The organism is Bacillus thuringiensis (assembly GCF_001182785.1).
GTDB lineage: Bacteria > Bacillota > Bacilli > Bacillales > Bacillaceae_G > Bacillus_A > Bacillus_A thuringiensis_S.
In genome coordinates this window covers 904,232-920,255 of record NZ_CP012099.1, presented here as the reverse complement: position 1 = coordinate 920,255, position 16,024 = coordinate 904,232, and the positions used below count along the sequence as shown (strand labels likewise).

Genomic DNA, 16,024 nt, shown 5'->3' with positions numbered 1-16,024 from the left:
TTTGTCATGTACTTTCTTTCAATGTTTTCGGAAGGTAAATTGTAAAAATAGCTCCCCCATTTTTCTCGTTTTGAATTTCAATTGTTCCCTCTAGTAGATCTACCATTTCTTTCACGTTTGCTAGTCCGTAACCACGATCAGTTCCTTTTGTTGAAAATCCTTTTTGAAAAATGGTCGTTATTTTTTCTGCCGGTATCCCTATCCCGCTATCTATCACTTCAAACACAATATCGTGCCCAATATCCGTAACAAAGAAGGAAACATTCTTTTCCTCTCGTTCATTTACCGCATCAAATGCATTATCGATTATGTTTCCAAGGATCGTAATAAGGTGTGAAACTTTTATATGGTCTGGTAACGGATGAAGCGCGCTATCTCCTTCAATATGAAAATCGATTTTCTTTTCAGACGCTGTTGCAAGTTTTCCTAATAAAATAGCTTGTACTTTCGCATCGTGAATTTGATGGAATAAAATATGATTTTGGCTTTGATGAATATTAGATTCTTGCTGGATAAATTCAATTGCTTCTCTGTAGTGCCCTAACTGAAGTACTCCTGATAAAACGAAAAGCTTATTTGTAAATTCATGCGTTTGAGCACGTAAGTCCTCTGAATACTTTCTTACCTCAGATATCGTATTCACTAAGTTTTGCAGTTCTGTTTTATCTCTAAAACTACATACAACGCCTACCGTACTATTATTTTCGAGTATCGGTGTCATGTTTAAAATAAACACTTTATCTTGAAACGCGATTTCTTGATCGTTTTCTAGCACTCTTTCCATATTAAATTCCGGTAAAACCTTTGAAATGTGCTGCTGTATATAATCATCATTTACATGAAGCATTTCTTCTGCCGACGTGTTCATCATCGTAATAAAACCGTTTTGATCAATAGCTATAATTCCTTCTTTTATAGATAGTAGTATCGCACTTCGTTCCCGGTATAACGCTGCGATTTCATTCGGCTCTAAACCGAGTGTATCTTTCCTGATGCTACGCGCTAAAAGAATGCCACCAACAATGCCGACTAATAATACTGCTAATGAAAAGAGCATAATTTCTTTCGTTCTGCTCAATATGTTAGATTCGATACCTTTTATTAAAAACTCTACTGTCACAACGCCTACTACTTGATCGTAGTCTCCGTTATGAACAATAATAGGTGCCTTCGCCATTAAAGCTGGACCACTTGTACCATTTCCTTCGAGTGTATAATAACCACCAAAAGTAAGTGCCTCATAGTTATACGGGTTGTTACTCTTTGTACCAATCAACTCCGAATTAGAATGTGAATACATAACCCCATAGCGATCTTCTACAATGACGTAATCTGCACCAGCTTGCTCACGAACTTGTTCCGCAATGGATTGAATGGTACTTTTATGCTCGTTATATTGAAAAGCCTCTTTTATCGCTGGCATAAAAGAAAGAGATTTAGCCGTTTGCAGTGCTAACTGTTCTACTTGGCGCTTCGTATCAACGGACTGAATGTAAACAAATATTCCCGTTAATAGGAGAACGACAAATAAAATTAACGCGATAATTAAGCTTACTATTTTCGTTTGTAATGACACTTTGCGTGATTTTTTCATGCTTCATATCCTTTGATAAAATATTCAAAACTATCAATCTCCTTTTTCTATTATTATGACAAAACTGAAAATGAAGCAACTATAAAAACTCTCCATGTACATAAAGTACAAAAAGAATAAAATTGTCATAATATTGAGATTTTATTTAAAGGACAGTACAATTCAACTACAATGAACACGCTTTCATAATTATCATTTTATTTATAAGCAAGAGGAGGAATTAGTATGGCTCAAGTAAAATCTAATCGAGTCGCCGGCAATATTTTCAAAGGTTCTGTCGGTAATTTAATTGAATGGTACGACTGGTACGTTTACTCTGCTTTCGCTGTTTATTTTTCAGCAGAGTTCTTTCCTAAAGGCGATCCAACGAGTCAGTTACTGAACACAGCAGCTATTTTCGCAGTTGGATTTTTAATGCGCCCTATCGGAAGTTTATTAATGGGACGCTATGCGGATCGGCACGGACGCCGGGCAGCATTAACGCTTTCCATTACAGTTATGGCCGGTGGTTCTTTAATTATCGCCTGTACACCTAGTTACGAAAGCATTGGGATTATGGCACCAATTATTTTAGTTCTTGCCCGTTTACTACAAGGATTATCACTCGGCGGAGAGTATGGAACTTCCGCAACGTATTTATCTGAAATGGCTAGTAGTGGTCGCCGTGGCTTTTATTCAAGTTTCCAATATGTAACGCTCGTTGCTGGGCAAATGGTTGCGTTAGGCGTTCAAATTGTTCTTCAGCAATTACTAAGCGAACCAGATATGAAAGCTTGGGGATGGCGTATTCCATTCATTATTGGAGCGATGGGCGCAGTAGCTGTATTATGGCTTCGCCGCACGATGGATGAATCGGAGCAGTTCTCAAACATAAAATCACAAAAACGCGAAAGCGCAGGAACCGTTCGTGCACTTATGAAACACCCGAAAGCAGTATTAACAGTAGTCGGCCTAACATTAGGAGGCACTGTTGCATTTTATACGTACACAACATATTTACAAAAGTTTATGGTAAACACAGTCGGCCTTCCGAAAGAAGTTGTAAGCTGGATTAACTTTGTCGCACTACTTATTTTCGTCGTACTTCAACCAATTGCAGGATTACTATCCGATAAAATCGGACGCCGCCCACTATTAATGGCATTCGGTATTCTCGGAACATTACTAACAGCACCAATTTTCTTCTTCATGGAAAAAACGACAGAACCAATCGTAGCATTCTTACTCATGATGGTCGGTCTCATTATCGTTACTGGTTACACATCAATTAACGCAATTGTAAAAGCAGAACTCTTCCCAACTGAAATTCGCGCACTTGGCGTAGGTTTACCATATGCACTAACAGTTGCGATATTTGGCGGAACAGCTGAGTTCATCGCATTATGGCTAAAAAGTATCGGAATGGAATCACTATTCTACTTCTACGTAGCTGGATGTATCGCGATCAGCTTTATTACGTATTGGCGTATGGATGAGTCATCGAAGACTTCGCAGATTGAGGCAGAGCTTGGTGGGGATAAATTAGTTAACAATAAATCTAGTTAAAATTATGTATTCTATTATCTTCGTTTATCTGAAAAAGCATAATTCGTTAATATGCAATTTAAAAACCTCTACTTATATGTAGAGGTTTTTGTATGACGAAAAAACACGTAGTTCCATTGTTAATTTACAAACCCCAAATTCTTCCTCATCTTAAAGTGGAACAAATTTATTACTTAGAGTGTCTAATAAGTGTATTTCTAATATGAGTTGTCCAGATTGGATACAACATATCCCGTTTGACATCTATTTTTATGTATTACAAAAAAATGAAAGGACTTATTATTCACAAAAGTAAAAAACATGTATTGTAACACTTTCACAGGTGAACCATTACAAGTGGAAACAAAAAAGAAATAACGCAAACTGTGACTTATCAATCATATAAAGTGAAACTTTAATCAGTGGGGGTCTTACTGCCCGGCAAATAGCGGGATAAACGTTTTGGATGTCATTTAACCTGTGAAATTTTAGCTGCAGTAGTATTGTTACCCAATGCCATCTTTAATTGCATCGGTATTTAGAATACCTAGACAAAATCCATATATTCTTGAAAGAGGTTGAAAATTTATGTTCGTTTTAAACAAGTTCTATAACATTTTACATTACAAAAAGATTGTACCTGTAGTATTACTTTCATGTGTATCACTTATAGGCTGTTCCAATAGTAATGCTCAATCTGAACCACCTAAACAAACGAATCAAGCTAATCAAATTAAACAAGAAAATACAGGTAATCAATCTTTTGCTAAACTTGAAAAAGAATATGATGCTAAGCTTGGTATTTATGCACTGGACACAGGTACGAATCAAACGATTGCTTATCATTCAGATGATCGTTTTGCGTTTGCATCTACATCTAAATCATTAGCTGTGGGCGCTCTTTTACGCAAGAACTCATTAGAAGCTCTTGATCAAAGAATTACGTATACTCATGAAGATCTTTCTAATTATAATCCAATTACTGAAAAGCATGTTGATACAGGAATGACGTTAAAAGAACTTGCAGATGCTTCAGTTCGATATAGTGACAGCACAGCACATAATTTGATTCTTAAACAGTTAGGAGGTCCCTCTGAATTTGAAAAAATCTTGAGAGAAATGGGAGATACTGTTACTACTTCAGAACGATTTGAACCTGAATTAAATGAAGTGCATCCAGGAGAAACACATGATACCAGTACACCAGAAGCAATAGCTAAGACGCTTCAATCATTTACATTAGGGACTGCACTTCCAACAGAAAAACGTGAACTATTAGTAGATTGGATGAAGAGAAATACAACTGGAGATAAATTGATTCGTGCGGGCGTACCAAAAGGTTGGGAAGTAGCTGATAAAACAGGTGCGGGATCTTACGGAACAAGAAATGATATCGCAATTATTTGGCCACCAAATAAAAAGCCAATTGTTCTTGCTATACTTTCTAATCATGATAAAGAAGATGCTAAATATGATGATAAACTTATTGCAGACGCAACCAAAGTCGTGTTAAATACCTTAAAAGCTACGGAATAAATGATAATAGGTTAAAAGTTTTCTATTTTAGGCGGTTTTTTCTCTAGTAGGAGTTGCACCGCATTTTCATCAACTAAAAATTTAATAGTGTCCTCAAAACGAAATTTGGTGCTACCCCTAAAACATCTAGACTGTAATAGCCAATAAAAAATGCAAACCAAACGCCCCTTAATCAGTCGTTTGGTTTGCATTTCCTTTTTCTAAAACCACAGAAAAGATAAGTACTATAGTTAACAGCATAATAAACCTTACTTCACTTCCATCACTTACAAAAAATGAATACAAAGTATATATTAAAATTAATATTCCATAAATAATTTTGTGCAATGTACTCCCTCCTTTTTGCCGTATATATTTTAGTATAAAAGTTTGATTCAAGTCCTATATCCAAATGAAAATACTTTTCTCTTGTTCATTTATCTATTTTCTTTTTATAACTCAAACTTCTTCGAATCGTACTTTTCTAGAATTTGCTGCAATTCATTTTGTTCATATAGAATATGCTGATTTGTCTGTACATCTTCAACATTTGCTCCACCTGCTAATAATCTCCTGTACTTAAAAGAGTGCCCTGTTAATACTGTTTTAATCATTTTGTATTGCCCTCCTTTTGTTTGATTACTTGTATCATAAAACAGGTATCTGAAGTTGATATGTAGTCTATCTAGAGTGTATGTAAATTTAGAAAATCTCTAATAAAATGTTTGTATTGTAACGTTACCACCAAAACTATTGCCCTAAACACCATGATTTGAAGAGATAGGCCCCCATGTTCTAGTCTCAATTCCTCCTACAGTTCTATATTCAGTAAAACTGGTTAATCCCTATAATATAAAAAGAGCACCACTTTTTGGATGCTCCTCGTTATAACTATATATTATTTAATTTCCTTCTTTTGCTGGTACCATTTTTCCTTCTTGAGAATCTGTACCTTCTGTTCTTTCAACTGTTTTTGCATATTCTGGTTTCTCAGGGGATCCCATTTCAAATCCTGGTTGAGAATCTGTACCTTCTTTTGTTGGTACCATTTTTCCTTCTTGAGAACCTGTCCCCTCTGTTCTTTCAACAGTTTTTGCGTTTCCTTTAGGAGTTGCTGGCACTGCATCTTTAGGTAAATCAAAGTTTTGTGAGAAAGACGTTGTTCCATCTACACTCTGTGTAATTACTTGATTTGAACTATCTTCATTTGACTTTAAATTGTCCATTTTCGCATCATCTGCACCTCCCGCTACCAATCCTGTACTTAAAAGTGCTCCTGCTAATAATGTTTTAATCATTTTTCATTACCTCCTGTTTATTTGTAATATTCATCAAAAAAGTATCTAGAGTTAATGTTTTAGTCATTATCTTTATCTACTTGCTTTTTGATTACATTTAGCATAAGACAAGAATCTATAGTTGATATGGACTGCATCTGGAGATTATGTAAAGAAAAACGGATGATCCATTGCATATCCTAATGGATGCTTAGACAAGATTGAAACTTTATATGAATTTGAATAATTGAGTTCCCCTTTGTTTTTGGGTGTGAGGGACTAACCCTTTCTAATTTGAAAGCAAACTTTTTATTAATTGAAGAATTAAAAGAGGTGGGGATCTTACTGCCCGTTAATGCGAGATAAAAGAAAACCGCCTGAAATGATGTGTAATCGAATAGTAGTACATAAAAAAATACAAGTAACAATAAATTAAATCTCGTTAAAACAAAAAGGAGATATCCCAGGCATGGTACTAGGACATCTCCTTTACTTATCTAGATTTCTAAATTCTATACCGCACTATCAATTAGACAATTATTAAATATATCTTCTATCTAAAACATCGTATTATCATTAGCTGCTTCACTTGGAATCTCTTGAATTACATCCCAGTGTTCGACAATCTTTCCATCCTTGATACGAAATATATCCACTATAGCAACTCCCTTATCTTGAGAATTAGTACGAGAATGTATATGAAGAGCAACTGTATCCCCTTCAGCTACTACACGTTTAATCTCTGCAGAGGAATTAGGATTTTTAACAAAATCCTCCTTAAAGAAATCCATGAAGGCTTTTCGTCCATCAGCAACAAAAGGATTATGTTGCTTATAATCTTCGCTAACATATTTAGGGATAATATCGATATTATGTTTGTTAAAAACTTCATTATAGAAATCAACTACCATCTTTTTATTCTTTTCATTTTCTTTCACTTCTTTTGATACAGAAGCAACATTCTCGCTCTTTATTGAGTTTCCTTTGTTATTACCGGTGGAAGCTTGATATACCAAAGTCGAAACTACTCCTAAAATAAATACAGAAATAATTGTTATGATTAAACTTTTCTCTAATTTCATATATACCTACCTCTTCTACTTAAATAAGTTTTCTTCTATAAAAAGTTTGAAGAAGGAGAAACCTTCCCCAAAATGTAATGTCAGGGGTAATGTTAGGAATTTCATTTATCCTAGTCCCCCTATACAAGACATATTAGAAACGATTAACTCTAACTTAATACCTCATTAACAGTTGCACTGTCCACAATTTGAATAAACTTCTTAACCTTATCGTTCTCATCAAACTTATAAAGATGACAAAAATCTGCTACAAATGACTTACCTGTAGCTTTATATGTTCCACTATATTTTCCATACACAATAACAGTATTGTTATTAAAAGTATAAATTTCATCTTTAGCGCTATAGTCATCCCATTCCGTGCCAAGACGTTCATGTACGTTTTTCACTACTTCATCTGGACCTATATAAGTACCTGCATATGGAAACCCAGCAGCTTCTGTCCAAGATACATTTTCACTTAAATACGTTTTGAACGCATCCAATTTCCCTTTGCCAGTTAACACATACGTTTCATGTAATAGTTTTTGATATTTATTCATATCATTAACCCCAAGACATTTCTTTTGTTACAACTTTTGCACTTAATTCTAATACACCTTTATTTGCATAGTCTGGATATGCTGCTTCAAGTTTTGCCACAAAATCTTTTGAAGTTCCACTTTCCTCAGAAGCTTGAACCCCAGTTCTTAGATAATCCATTGTCGCAGTAAGTGCTTGATTATTTAGAGATTTTTCGATTGATCCATGGCTTGGTACAATTATGTCAGCATGTAATGCTTGTAACACTTTCAAGTTCTCAATCCACGCCTCCATCGCCGCTTTTGAGCTAGTATCCGCTAAGAATACATGTATTTCGTTAAATACATCAATACCACCAATTAATACTTTCAGCTCTTTATTAAATAAGCTAGTTCTGTAATGATCTAAGCCTACTAGTTCAAATGTTAACCCCTGAAAATCAATCGCTTTTTCTTTAAACACTTGAGGTAATACCGCGTTACTTGGCGCATTTTCGCCAAGGGCGTCTTTCCAAACTTTTAATTTCCCTAAGACAGAATGAACGATATGTTCAACAGTAGACTCCGTAGCATACGCTATAGCTTCTGGGTAAACGGCTTTAATACTCTCTAATCCAAAGTAGTAGTCTGGATCCCCATGAATAATAAAGATTTTATCTAAAGATAAGTCGTTTTTTTTCAGATACTCAACAATTTCTTTCGAATCAGATTGAGTAAATTTTGAGTTTATTAAAAATGCATGTCCTGCTTTCTCAACTAATGTTGCTGTGACCATAAAGCTTTTTTCGTCCGAACTAAACACCGTTAATTTCACATCTTTTTGATTTGTATCGATTGTTTTAAACATAGTATGTTATTCTCCTTTTGTTAAAGTTATTAACTAATTATCATATTTTTATCTTGTTCCGATAAAATCTCCCACTCCCATTCATCTGAAAGTGTAATAGTACTGGCGAATATTCCGGAGTTGAATGTCAGGTGGCCTAAGATAACATGTTTGCTACTATATCCTAAATTTTCTTAATATAAATTTTTAAAACGCGCTTCAATTTTATCCGGCGTCATTACGCCACCACCAATAGGAATAATTTGATTATCCTTTTGTAAAAGTAAGGAAGGATAGCTATTAACACCAAGCTGTCGAACTTTATTGAAATCATTTTGGACATCTATTATTGTTTCTTGAGCGTTTAAACGTTCTAATACTTGTTCAGGGTCCAAACCATGCTCGATTGCAATTTTGCGATATGTTTCAGGATCACTCAGACTTTGGCCCTCATAATAAAACGCTTTTTGCATAGCCGAAGTGAATTCTAATAAACGGTCTGGCGCTAATGAGCGTAAAGCTGAAAAACCAATTGCAGCATCTTTCGAATTCATTTTAAAAGTCCCTTCCTCCACCAATTTTTGATATGAAGGACCAAATTCAGCACCTGTAAGTTGATTAATTCTTTTATTTCCTTCTTCTATATATGAGAAGTTTTTCATTGGTAAATTATCTAAAAATAACCCTCCACATAAAACCGTTAATGGCACTTCAGTGTGGTTTTTGTAAAATCCTTTAATACTTTCTGAAAAACCATAGCACCATCCACAATATGCATCCCATACGTAAATAAGGTTATCTTGTTTCGTCTCCATTTAAATCTCCTACCTTTTTTTTTATTATCCAGCTCAACTAAATTTTTGATTTATATAAGTACATCTTTTTATACCTTGTTCTTTTTTAGATACCTTACTATATTTCCCCAAAACTAATATTTCCAAAGAAAGATCCACCAAGGTTTTTAACAAAAGATAACATTGCAACTTATTGCCCCGTAACAGAAAATACTAAAGCTTAGAATATGCATTGATTTGAATGTGTTAGTAACTTTCTACACCGGGTGGCAACGTATGGACCACCATCCTTAATTAAATATATAAATCATATTTTTAGCAGATATTAGTTGTAACTAAACCGATTACATCTTTATGTAACTATTTTAGTTACAACTAATATAGAAGTCAATTCTTTTTTTCGAAAACATTAAATTTCTACATTAATCTACAACCAATCCCACTCTTTAAAAAAATATATCAACGATTATTCGATTATATCGATCGTAACTCCGAATATATCAACGTTTCGACACAACATATCGATTTACCGACAAATTTCGAGCGCGTTATCTCCTAAACTAACAACCAATCCCACATCACGTTCACCTACAAAGAAAAAAAGCACCAGGTCCCCCCAATGCTTTTCCTCAAATCTAAAACAAATGACAAGCCACCTGATGCCCCTTCGCAATCTCCACCATCTTCGGTACTTCCTGTGCGCATTTTTCAGTGGCGAATTTGCATCGCGTTCTGAATTTGCAGCCGGATGGTGAGTTTAGTGGGCTTGGTACTTCTCCCTCTAGGATGATCCGTTCTTTGCCTGTGTTTGTTGGGTCTGGTTCTGGCATAGATGAGAGTAGTGCTTGTGTGTATGGATGTGCCGGTTTTGCGTATAGGTCTTCACTATCGGCAATTTCTACTATGTTTCCTAAGTACATGACTCCGATTCGGTCTGATATGTGTCTTACCATAGATAGGTCATGTGCGATGAATAAGTATGTGACTCCTGTTTCTTCTTGGATGTCTTGCAGCATGTTTACGACTTGTGCTTGGACTGAGACATCGAGTGCTGAGATTGGTTCGTCACATAATATAAAGTCTGGTTTTACAGATAGTGCGCGCGCGATGCTAATGCGCTGGCGCTGGCCTCCGCTAAATTCGTGCGGGTAGCGATATAAGTGTTCTTCTTTTAATCCTACCTTTTTCAGAAGGTCTAAAATGATTTCTTTTTGTTCTTCTTTTTCGTAAGATCCGTGAATGTTCATTGGCTCGCTAATAATTTGAAATACATTCATTGCCGGGTTTAATGATGCGTATGGATCTTGGAAAATGATTTGCATTCTTTTTCGATATTCTTTTAGTTCACTTTCCTTTAAACTTGCGATATCTTTTCCGTCAAATAAAACGTTACCTGAAGTGACATCGTGTAAGCGAATGATACTTCTTCCTGTCGTTGATTTTCCGCAGCCAGATTCTCCTACTAACCCGAATGTTTCACCCTTTTTAATTGTGAAGCTTAGGTCATCGACTGCTTTTAATTGCTCTGTTTTTCTACCGAATAGTCCTTTTTTAATAGGAAAATACTTTTTTAAGTTCCGAACTTCAATTAAGTTTTCTTCATGCATGGAAATCACCTACCGCCCTATCATTTAACCAACACATAGAACGTCTTTCGTTTCCGATTTCAAAATATGGTGGACGTTCTTTTTCACAAATGTCCATCGCATGCGGGCAACGCTCTGCGAATGGGCAACCTTGTGGTGGGTTTAATAAGTTTGGCGTTACACCTTGAATAGGAGCGAGTCTTTCTTTTACGCCGTTCGATATTTTTGGCAGAGAGTTTAATAGCCCTTTCGTATATGGATGATTCGGCGCTTGGAAAATATCAAGTACAGGTCCTTCTTCCATAATAAGCCCGCCGTACATAACGATGACGCGCGTACAGTTTTGCGCGACAATTCCTAAGTCATGCGTAATAAGAAGTAACGCCATATTCGTTTCGTTCTTTAAGTTTTTCATTAAATCTAGTATTTGTGCTTGTATCGTTACATCAAGTGCAGTCGTCGGTTCGTCAGCAATAAGAAGGTCAGGGTTACAAGACATCGCCATTGCAATCATAACCCGCTGCTTCATACCACCGCTTAGTTCATGCGGATATTGTTTTACCCTTTCTTCTGGTGACGAAAGGCCGACTTGCTTTAACAAGTTAACTGCGATTTGCTCAGCTTCTTTCTTTTTCACTTTTTGATGCCTTATAATTACTTCCGTCATTTGTTTCCCAATTTTTACGACTGGATTTAGCGCTGACATTGGGTCTTGAGAGATAAGTGAAATTTGATTTCCTCTAATAGAGCGCAATTCTTTTTCAGATTTAGAAAGTATGTTTTCATTATGAAAAAGGATTTCCCCTTCTTTCACTTTTCCTGGTGACGTAACGAGAGACATAACAGACTTCGCCATTACACTCTTTCCGCTTCCAGATTCCCCAACGATACCGACTACTTCTCCTTTATTTAAGCGAAATGTAACGCCGCGAACCGCTTCAACTTCGCCACTTTCTATGAAAAAAGAAGTCTTCAAATTTTTCACTTCTAGTAGTTTTTCAGACACGCTTCTCACTCCTTTCACTTAACACTTTAGTTTTCATGTCCGGCTCCTTTTGGTGCGAAAGCTTTCTTCAATGCTTCACCAATTACGTTAAAACTCAGTACCGTTAAAAGGATAAGGAATCCTGGGAAGAGCGTTAAATACCAAGCTTCACCTATATATCCTTGCGCATTGTTTAGCATGCTGCCCCAAGAAGAATCTGGTTCTCTAATACCTAAACCTAAGAAACTAAGTGATGATTCCATTAAAATCGATGTCGCAATCGTTAATGTCGCGGCGATAATAATGGTTGATAAAATGTTAGGAATGATATGTCTTACAATAATCATAAATGATTTTTGTCCTGATACTTTTGCGTATAAAACGTACTCACGCTCTTTTACAGATAACGTTTCTGCCCTTACAATACGGGCGGTGTCCATCCATGTTAGTAATCCGATAATAAGAACTAACGTCGTAATTCCTGGTTTTAAATACGCATTTAATAGTAGCATTAAAAAGAATGATGGAATTGACATAAGTACTTCAACAACCCTCATTAAAAAGTTGTCTAACTTTCCTCCAAAATATCCGCTAATTGTTCCGACTGCGGTCCCGATTGTAATAGAAACAACCATCGCAAGGAAACCGACCGCAAGTGAAACTCGTCCGCCATATAACGCTCTCGTTAAGTAATCCCTTCCGTAATCATCCGTTCCGAAAGGATGACTCATACTTGGTTCTTGTAAGCGATCTGGAATTGACATTTTACTAGGATCGTACGGCGATACGAATGCGAAAATTGATGTGATCGTTAAAACCGCAAGTATAATAACTCCCATTGCAACAAACTTATTTTTCGTAAAGCTATGTTTTATCGTTTGAAATCTCCTATTATTCATTCCAAATCACCCCCTCATTCGAATGCGCGGATCTACTACGCCATATAAAATATCAGCAATTAAGTTACCGAGAATTAACATGAATGATGATAGTAATGTAATTGCCATGATAATCGGATAATCAAATCTAAAAATAGCATTTACCCCAAGTGAACCAAGACCCGGCCATGAAAATACTGTTTCCGTAATAAACGCTCCGCCTACTAAACTTGGAATCGATAATCCGAAAATTGTAATGATCGGTATTAATACATTTCGAAGTACGTGATTAAATAACACTGTTTTCTTCGAAGCGCCGTACGCATATTGAATTTGTACATATTCTTCTTCTAATTGCTGAATCGTACTTGAACGAATATATCTCATATAAACAGATACGTTTTGGAACGCAAGCACCATACAAGGTAAAATGCCGTGTTGCACAATATCCCAGACAGAATCTTTACCAACGGTGCGCATACCCATACTCGGAAGTAGGTTCAATTTTAAAGAGAATAAGTAGACTAATAGTAGTGCAAACCAGAAAACCGGCATAGAAATACCAACGTATGAAATAAAGTTTACAATGCGGTCAAATAATGAATTCTTTTTCACACCTGTAAATAGTCCAAGCGGTATTGCGATTACGAATGAGACGAGTAAAGATGATCCCATTAACCCAATTGTTGCAGGTAATCTTTCTGTGATAAGTTCCAAAACAGGACGATGATTTTGAAGTGAGTAACCAAAGTTTCCTGTTAAAATGTTTTTTAACCATAAAAAATACTGCACGTAAATTGGTTGATCTAGTCCTAAACTTTTGCGAATACGCTCCACATCAATTGGACTCATGTTTGGCGTTACAAAGTTTCGAACCGGATCCCCCGGTGCTAGTTTTATTAATAGAAAAGAAATAATAGAAATAACAAATAAAAGCGGAATTGCATTTAAAAGCCTCTTCGCAATTACTTTATACACAAACTTCCCCCCTCAAGCTAAAGAAGCTGATTTCCACCAGCTTCTTTATTGTTTCTTATTTCACTTCATAAATCTTAGATAGATCTTCAAACATTGTGACAGGAATTGCTTTCGCTTCTTTTAATCCATCAAACTTTTTATCTACTGCAATAACTGCTTTCGGATACGCGATTGGTAGATAAGGTACGTCTTCTCTAGCTGTCTCTTGAATTTTATGGTATAGCTCTGCGCGTTTTGTTTTATCTGTTTCAACTGCAGCTTCTTCCCATAACTTATCGAAATCAGCGTTTTTATATCGTGCATAATTGTATTCAGCATTGCTTAAGAATAAGCTCTTATATGAATCTGGCTCAGGTCCCATTATGTAACCACCAAATGTAATGTCATATTCTTTATTCTCTTTATCTAAGCCTTTTTCGCTTGCCGCACTAGCATCTAATGCATTTAGTTCAACTTCTAAGCCAACTTCTTTTAATTTTTGTTGTGTATATAACGCTAAGCTTTCCATAATTTTATTATTCGTTACATACATCACACGTACTTTTTCCTTATCTTTCACGCCAGCTTTTGCTAATAAATCTTTCGCTTCTTTTTTATCATACTTATAGTCTTTAATATCTTTCGCATAATACATAGCGTCTGGCGTTAAGATTGAATTTGCTGGTTCTGCAAATTCACCTGAAACGAATGCTGAGTTAATCATTTCTTTTTTATCTAACGCATGCGCAATTGCTTGACGCACTTCTTTTTTCTTCATAAGATCAGTATTCATGTTATAAGATAAGTAGAATAATCTACCTTCAGGGAATGTCACCATTGAGAAGTTCCCAGTGCTATCCAATTTCTTAAAGTCTTGCGGTTCAATCATCTTCATGTTGATTTGACCATTTTGCAGTGAAACATTTGCTGTATTACGGTCTTTTACAACTCGGTATACGATAGAGTCTAATTTAGCTTTCCCACCTACATAATCATCAAATCGATCTAATGCAACGTACTCATCTGATTTATACTCTTTAAACTTAAACGGCCCTGATCCTACAGGCTGTAAGTTTTTCTTACTCTTCGCTAAATCTGCTTCCCCTTCAAATACATGTTTCGGGATTGGGAAGAAATCATTCATCACACCTTCAAAAGATGCACTTACTTGTGGTAACACGAATTGAGTTGTTAACTCATCTACCTTTTTCACCTCAAGCGGCTTTCCTTTAAAAATAAAATTTTCACGACTTGAGCTATTTTGCTTCTCATCCAAAATAGATTGGAATGTAAATGCTATATCGTCTGATGTAATTTTCTTACCATCATGCCATTTCAAATTATCTTTTAATTTCAATGTCCACGTTAATTGATCTTCTGAAGGCGTAAAGCTCTCAGCAAGAACAAACTTTTTCTTACCGTCTTCCATATGATATAGCGGCGCATATAAAGCTTGCTGCACAGTTAATGACACACGATCATTCGCATAAAGCGGATTCATCGTATCTGGATTATCGCTAACACCAATCGTTAACGCCCCTCCATCTTTCGGAGTCCCTGATTTACTAGTTCCTGCTTGCTTCGAATCTTTTTCCCCTGAACAAGCAGCTAATGCAATAAATAATAGTAGGACAAATGGTAATACAAACAACTTCTTCTTCATATTTCGACCCCTCTCGACTATTTACACCTATAAGAAAACTCGGAATTAATACCGAGTTTTCTTATAGGTTTTAAATTACCACTACCGGTATGTATTGTCAAACTTTTTCGCAAAGGTAGAAAGTTTGTAATCTATTAATGCATTCTTGCGATAAACTATATTTATGCGGAGGAGAAAATAAAAAGACCACGAATAAGTAGCCTCATAAAATGAGTTAAAAAACTATCAACTTACAGAAAACCCCTCTAAAATGATTGTTTTATATGATCGAAAATGTAGAATGAAATTAAAGACAAAAAACACATTTAGGAGGTTATCATGACATTTGATGAATTGAAAAAAAATAAACCAACAACCTCATGGGTTGAGTATGATGAAGATGGGGAATTTTTTACTGAAGAAAATATAAGTGCAACAAATACAGTTCTTGACACTTACATTAACAATTTACAGCGATTAGGAGAGAATCCAACCGAAGTCGAAGTAATGCAAGTTGTTAAAGAGGTAGTTATTAAATTAAATGAATTAAATATCGAACATGACCATTTTATCGAAACAATGGAAAGAGAAGATCTCTATGAATTTATCGATACAGCAGCACGAATAGCTGGCTTAGAATCCGAGGAAGATATAACAGAAGAATGGCGTGAATGGTAAAAAGTTGCATCTCTAATAATTAGAGGTGCAGTTTTTTTCATACACCAATTAAATTAATGATTTGATGTCCGCACAGAATTCATACATTTCAACATAATATTAAAAGGATTCAATTATAAATACTAGCACACCCATCCCGACAAAAAAGACCACCAAAAGGCAGTC

At 35.6% G+C, this 16,024-nt stretch carries 16 protein-coding genes; 3 read left to right on the top strand and 13 right to left on the bottom strand.

The genetic code is table 11. The features are described from left to right. Positions 1-4: 4 nt before the first annotated feature. Positions 5-1,594: an ATP-binding protein gene (locus AC241_RS04740; protein ID WP_050842692.1), complete on the bottom strand. Its 1,590-nt coding sequence runs from the start codon at positions 1,592-1,594 to the stop codon at positions 5-7. 225 nt (positions 1,595-1,819) lie between these two features. Between AC241_RS04740 and AC241_RS04735 the strand changes: the two genes are divergently transcribed. Then, on the top strand, positions 1,820-3,139 hold the full coding sequence (locus tag AC241_RS04735; RefSeq protein ID WP_016513670.1) for an MFS transporter: 1,320 nt from the start codon (positions 1,820-1,822) through the stop codon (positions 3,137-3,139). A 567-nt stretch (positions 3,140-3,706) separates the two neighbouring features. After that, the gene (blaIII, locus tag AC241_RS04730; protein WP_050842691.1) at positions 3,707-4,654 is read left to right on the top strand and encodes a class A beta-lactamase BlaIII; all 948 of its coding nucleotides are present in this window, start codon (positions 3,707-3,709) and stop codon (positions 4,652-4,654) included. 168 nt (positions 4,655-4,822) lie between these two features. On the opposite strand, the gene AC241_RS34615 is transcribed toward blaIII, so the two are convergent. The 12 genes from AC241_RS34615 to AC241_RS04680 all read right to left on the bottom strand — a co-directional run bounded on the left by AC241_RS34615 (position 4,823) and on the right by AC241_RS04680 (position 15,202). Next, positions 4,823-4,981, bottom strand: a complete 159-nt coding sequence (locus tag AC241_RS34615; protein ID WP_002093894.1) for a hypothetical protein — start codon at positions 4,979-4,981, stop codon at positions 4,823-4,825. Positions 4,982-5,085: 104 nt separating this feature from the next. Then, positions 5,086-5,247: a hypothetical protein gene (locus AC241_RS34610; RefSeq protein WP_000598350.1), complete on the bottom strand. Its 162-nt coding sequence runs from the start codon at positions 5,245-5,247 to the stop codon at positions 5,086-5,088. A 288-nt stretch (positions 5,248-5,535) separates the two neighbouring features. Beyond that, positions 5,536-5,931, bottom strand: a complete 396-nt coding sequence (locus tag AC241_RS04725) for a hypothetical protein (protein ID WP_016082677.1) — start codon at positions 5,929-5,931, stop codon at positions 5,536-5,538. A 536-nt stretch (positions 5,932-6,467) separates the two neighbouring features. Next, positions 6,468-6,992 carry a nuclear transport factor 2 family protein gene (locus AC241_RS04720; RefSeq protein WP_050842689.1) on the bottom strand — a complete coding sequence of 175 codons (525 nt, stop codon included), beginning with the start codon at positions 6,990-6,992 and terminating at the stop codon, positions 6,468-6,470. A gap of 149 nt (positions 6,993-7,141) precedes the next feature. After that, on the bottom strand, positions 7,142-7,534 hold the full coding sequence (locus AC241_RS04715) for a nuclear transport factor 2 family protein (protein ID WP_050842687.1): 393 nt from the start codon (positions 7,532-7,534) through the stop codon (positions 7,142-7,144). Positions 7,535-7,538: 4 nt separating this feature from the next. Beyond that, entirely contained in the window at positions 7,539-8,360 is an 822-nt protein-coding gene (locus tag AC241_RS04710; RefSeq protein WP_050842685.1) for an MBL fold metallo-hydrolase, read from the bottom strand. 173 nt (positions 8,361-8,533) lie between these two features. Next, positions 8,534-9,154 carry a DsbA family protein gene (locus AC241_RS04705; RefSeq protein ID WP_000448622.1) on the bottom strand — a complete coding sequence of 207 codons (621 nt, stop codon included), beginning with the start codon at positions 9,152-9,154 and terminating at the stop codon, positions 8,534-8,536. 614 nt (positions 9,155-9,768) lie between these two features. Further along, positions 9,769-10,740 carry an ABC transporter ATP-binding protein gene (locus AC241_RS04700; RefSeq protein WP_000544122.1) on the bottom strand — a complete coding sequence of 324 codons (972 nt, stop codon included), beginning with the start codon at positions 10,738-10,740 and terminating at the stop codon, positions 9,769-9,771. Next, positions 10,733-11,725, bottom strand: coding sequence for an ABC transporter ATP-binding protein (locus tag AC241_RS04695; protein WP_050842683.1), 993 nt, complete (start codon positions 11,723-11,725; stop codon positions 10,733-10,735). The genes AC241_RS04700 and AC241_RS04695 overlap by 8 nt, the downstream gene beginning before the upstream one ends. A 26-nt stretch (positions 11,726-11,751) precedes the next feature. Continuing rightward, a complete protein-coding gene (locus AC241_RS04690; protein ID WP_050842681.1) occupies positions 11,752-12,603 on the bottom strand; it encodes an ABC transporter permease in 852 nt (283 codons plus the stop codon). Positions 12,604-12,609: 6 nt separating this feature from the next. After that, positions 12,610-13,560 (bottom strand): ABC transporter permease, encoded by a 951-nt coding sequence (locus AC241_RS04685; RefSeq protein ID WP_050842679.1) that lies wholly within the window; start codon positions 13,558-13,560, stop codon positions 12,610-12,612. Positions 13,561-13,615: 55 nt separating this feature from the next. After that, positions 13,616-15,202: an ABC transporter substrate-binding protein gene (locus tag AC241_RS04680; protein WP_046392390.1), complete on the bottom strand. Its 1,587-nt coding sequence runs from the start codon at positions 15,200-15,202 to the stop codon at positions 13,616-13,618. Between the two features lie 318 nt (positions 15,203-15,520). On the opposite strand from AC241_RS04680, the gene AC241_RS04675 reads away from it, so the two are divergent. After that, positions 15,521-15,859: a hypothetical protein gene (locus tag AC241_RS04675; RefSeq protein ID WP_000141782.1), complete on the top strand. Its 339-nt coding sequence runs from the start codon at positions 15,521-15,523 to the stop codon at positions 15,857-15,859. The last annotated feature ends 165 nt before the right edge of the window (positions 15,860-16,024 follow it).

Bases quoted from the DNA above. Each gene is read 5' to 3' on its own strand.
- AC241_RS04725 (WP_016082677.1), bottom strand. From the start codon at position 5,931: ATGATTAAAACATTATTAGCAGGAGCACTTTTAAGTACAGGATTGGTA.
- AC241_RS04680 (WP_046392390.1), bottom strand. From the start codon at position 15,202: ATGAAGAAGAAGTTGTTTGTATTACCATTTGTCCTACTATTATTTATT.
- AC241_RS04690 (WP_050842681.1), bottom strand. From the start codon at position 12,603: ATGAATAATAGGAGATTTCAAACGATAAAACATAGCTTTACGAAAAAT.
- AC241_RS34610 (WP_000598350.1), bottom strand. From the start codon at position 5,247: ATGATTAAAACAGTATTAACAGGGCACTCTTTTAAGTACAGGAGATTA.
- blaIII (WP_050842691.1), top strand. From the start codon at position 3,707: ATGTTCGTTTTAAACAAGTTCTATAACATTTTACATTACAAAAAGATT.
- AC241_RS04675 (WP_000141782.1), top strand. From the start codon at position 15,521: ATGACATTTGATGAATTGAAAAAAAATAAACCAACAACCTCATGGGTT.
- AC241_RS04700 (WP_000544122.1), bottom strand. From the start codon at position 10,740: ATGCATGAAGAAAACTTAATTGAAGTTCGGAACTTAAAAAAGTATTTT.
- AC241_RS04720 (WP_050842689.1), bottom strand. From the start codon at position 6,992: ATGAAATTAGAGAAAAGTTTAATCATAACAATTATTTCTGTATTTATT.
- AC241_RS04740 (WP_050842692.1), bottom strand. From the start codon at position 1,594: ATGAAAAAATCACGCAAAGTGTCATTACAAACGAAAATAGTAAGCTTA.
- AC241_RS04710 (WP_050842685.1), bottom strand. From the start codon at position 8,360: ATGTTTAAAACAATCGATACAAATCAAAAAGATGTGAAATTAACGGTG.
- AC241_RS04715 (WP_050842687.1), bottom strand. From the start codon at position 7,534: ATGAATAAATATCAAAAACTATTACATGAAACGTATGTGTTAACTGGC.
- AC241_RS04735 (WP_016513670.1), top strand. From the start codon at position 1,820: ATGGCTCAAGTAAAATCTAATCGAGTCGCCGGCAATATTTTCAAAGGT.
- AC241_RS04705 (WP_000448622.1), bottom strand. From the start codon at position 9,154: ATGGAGACGAAACAAGATAACCTTATTTACGTATGGGATGCATATTGT.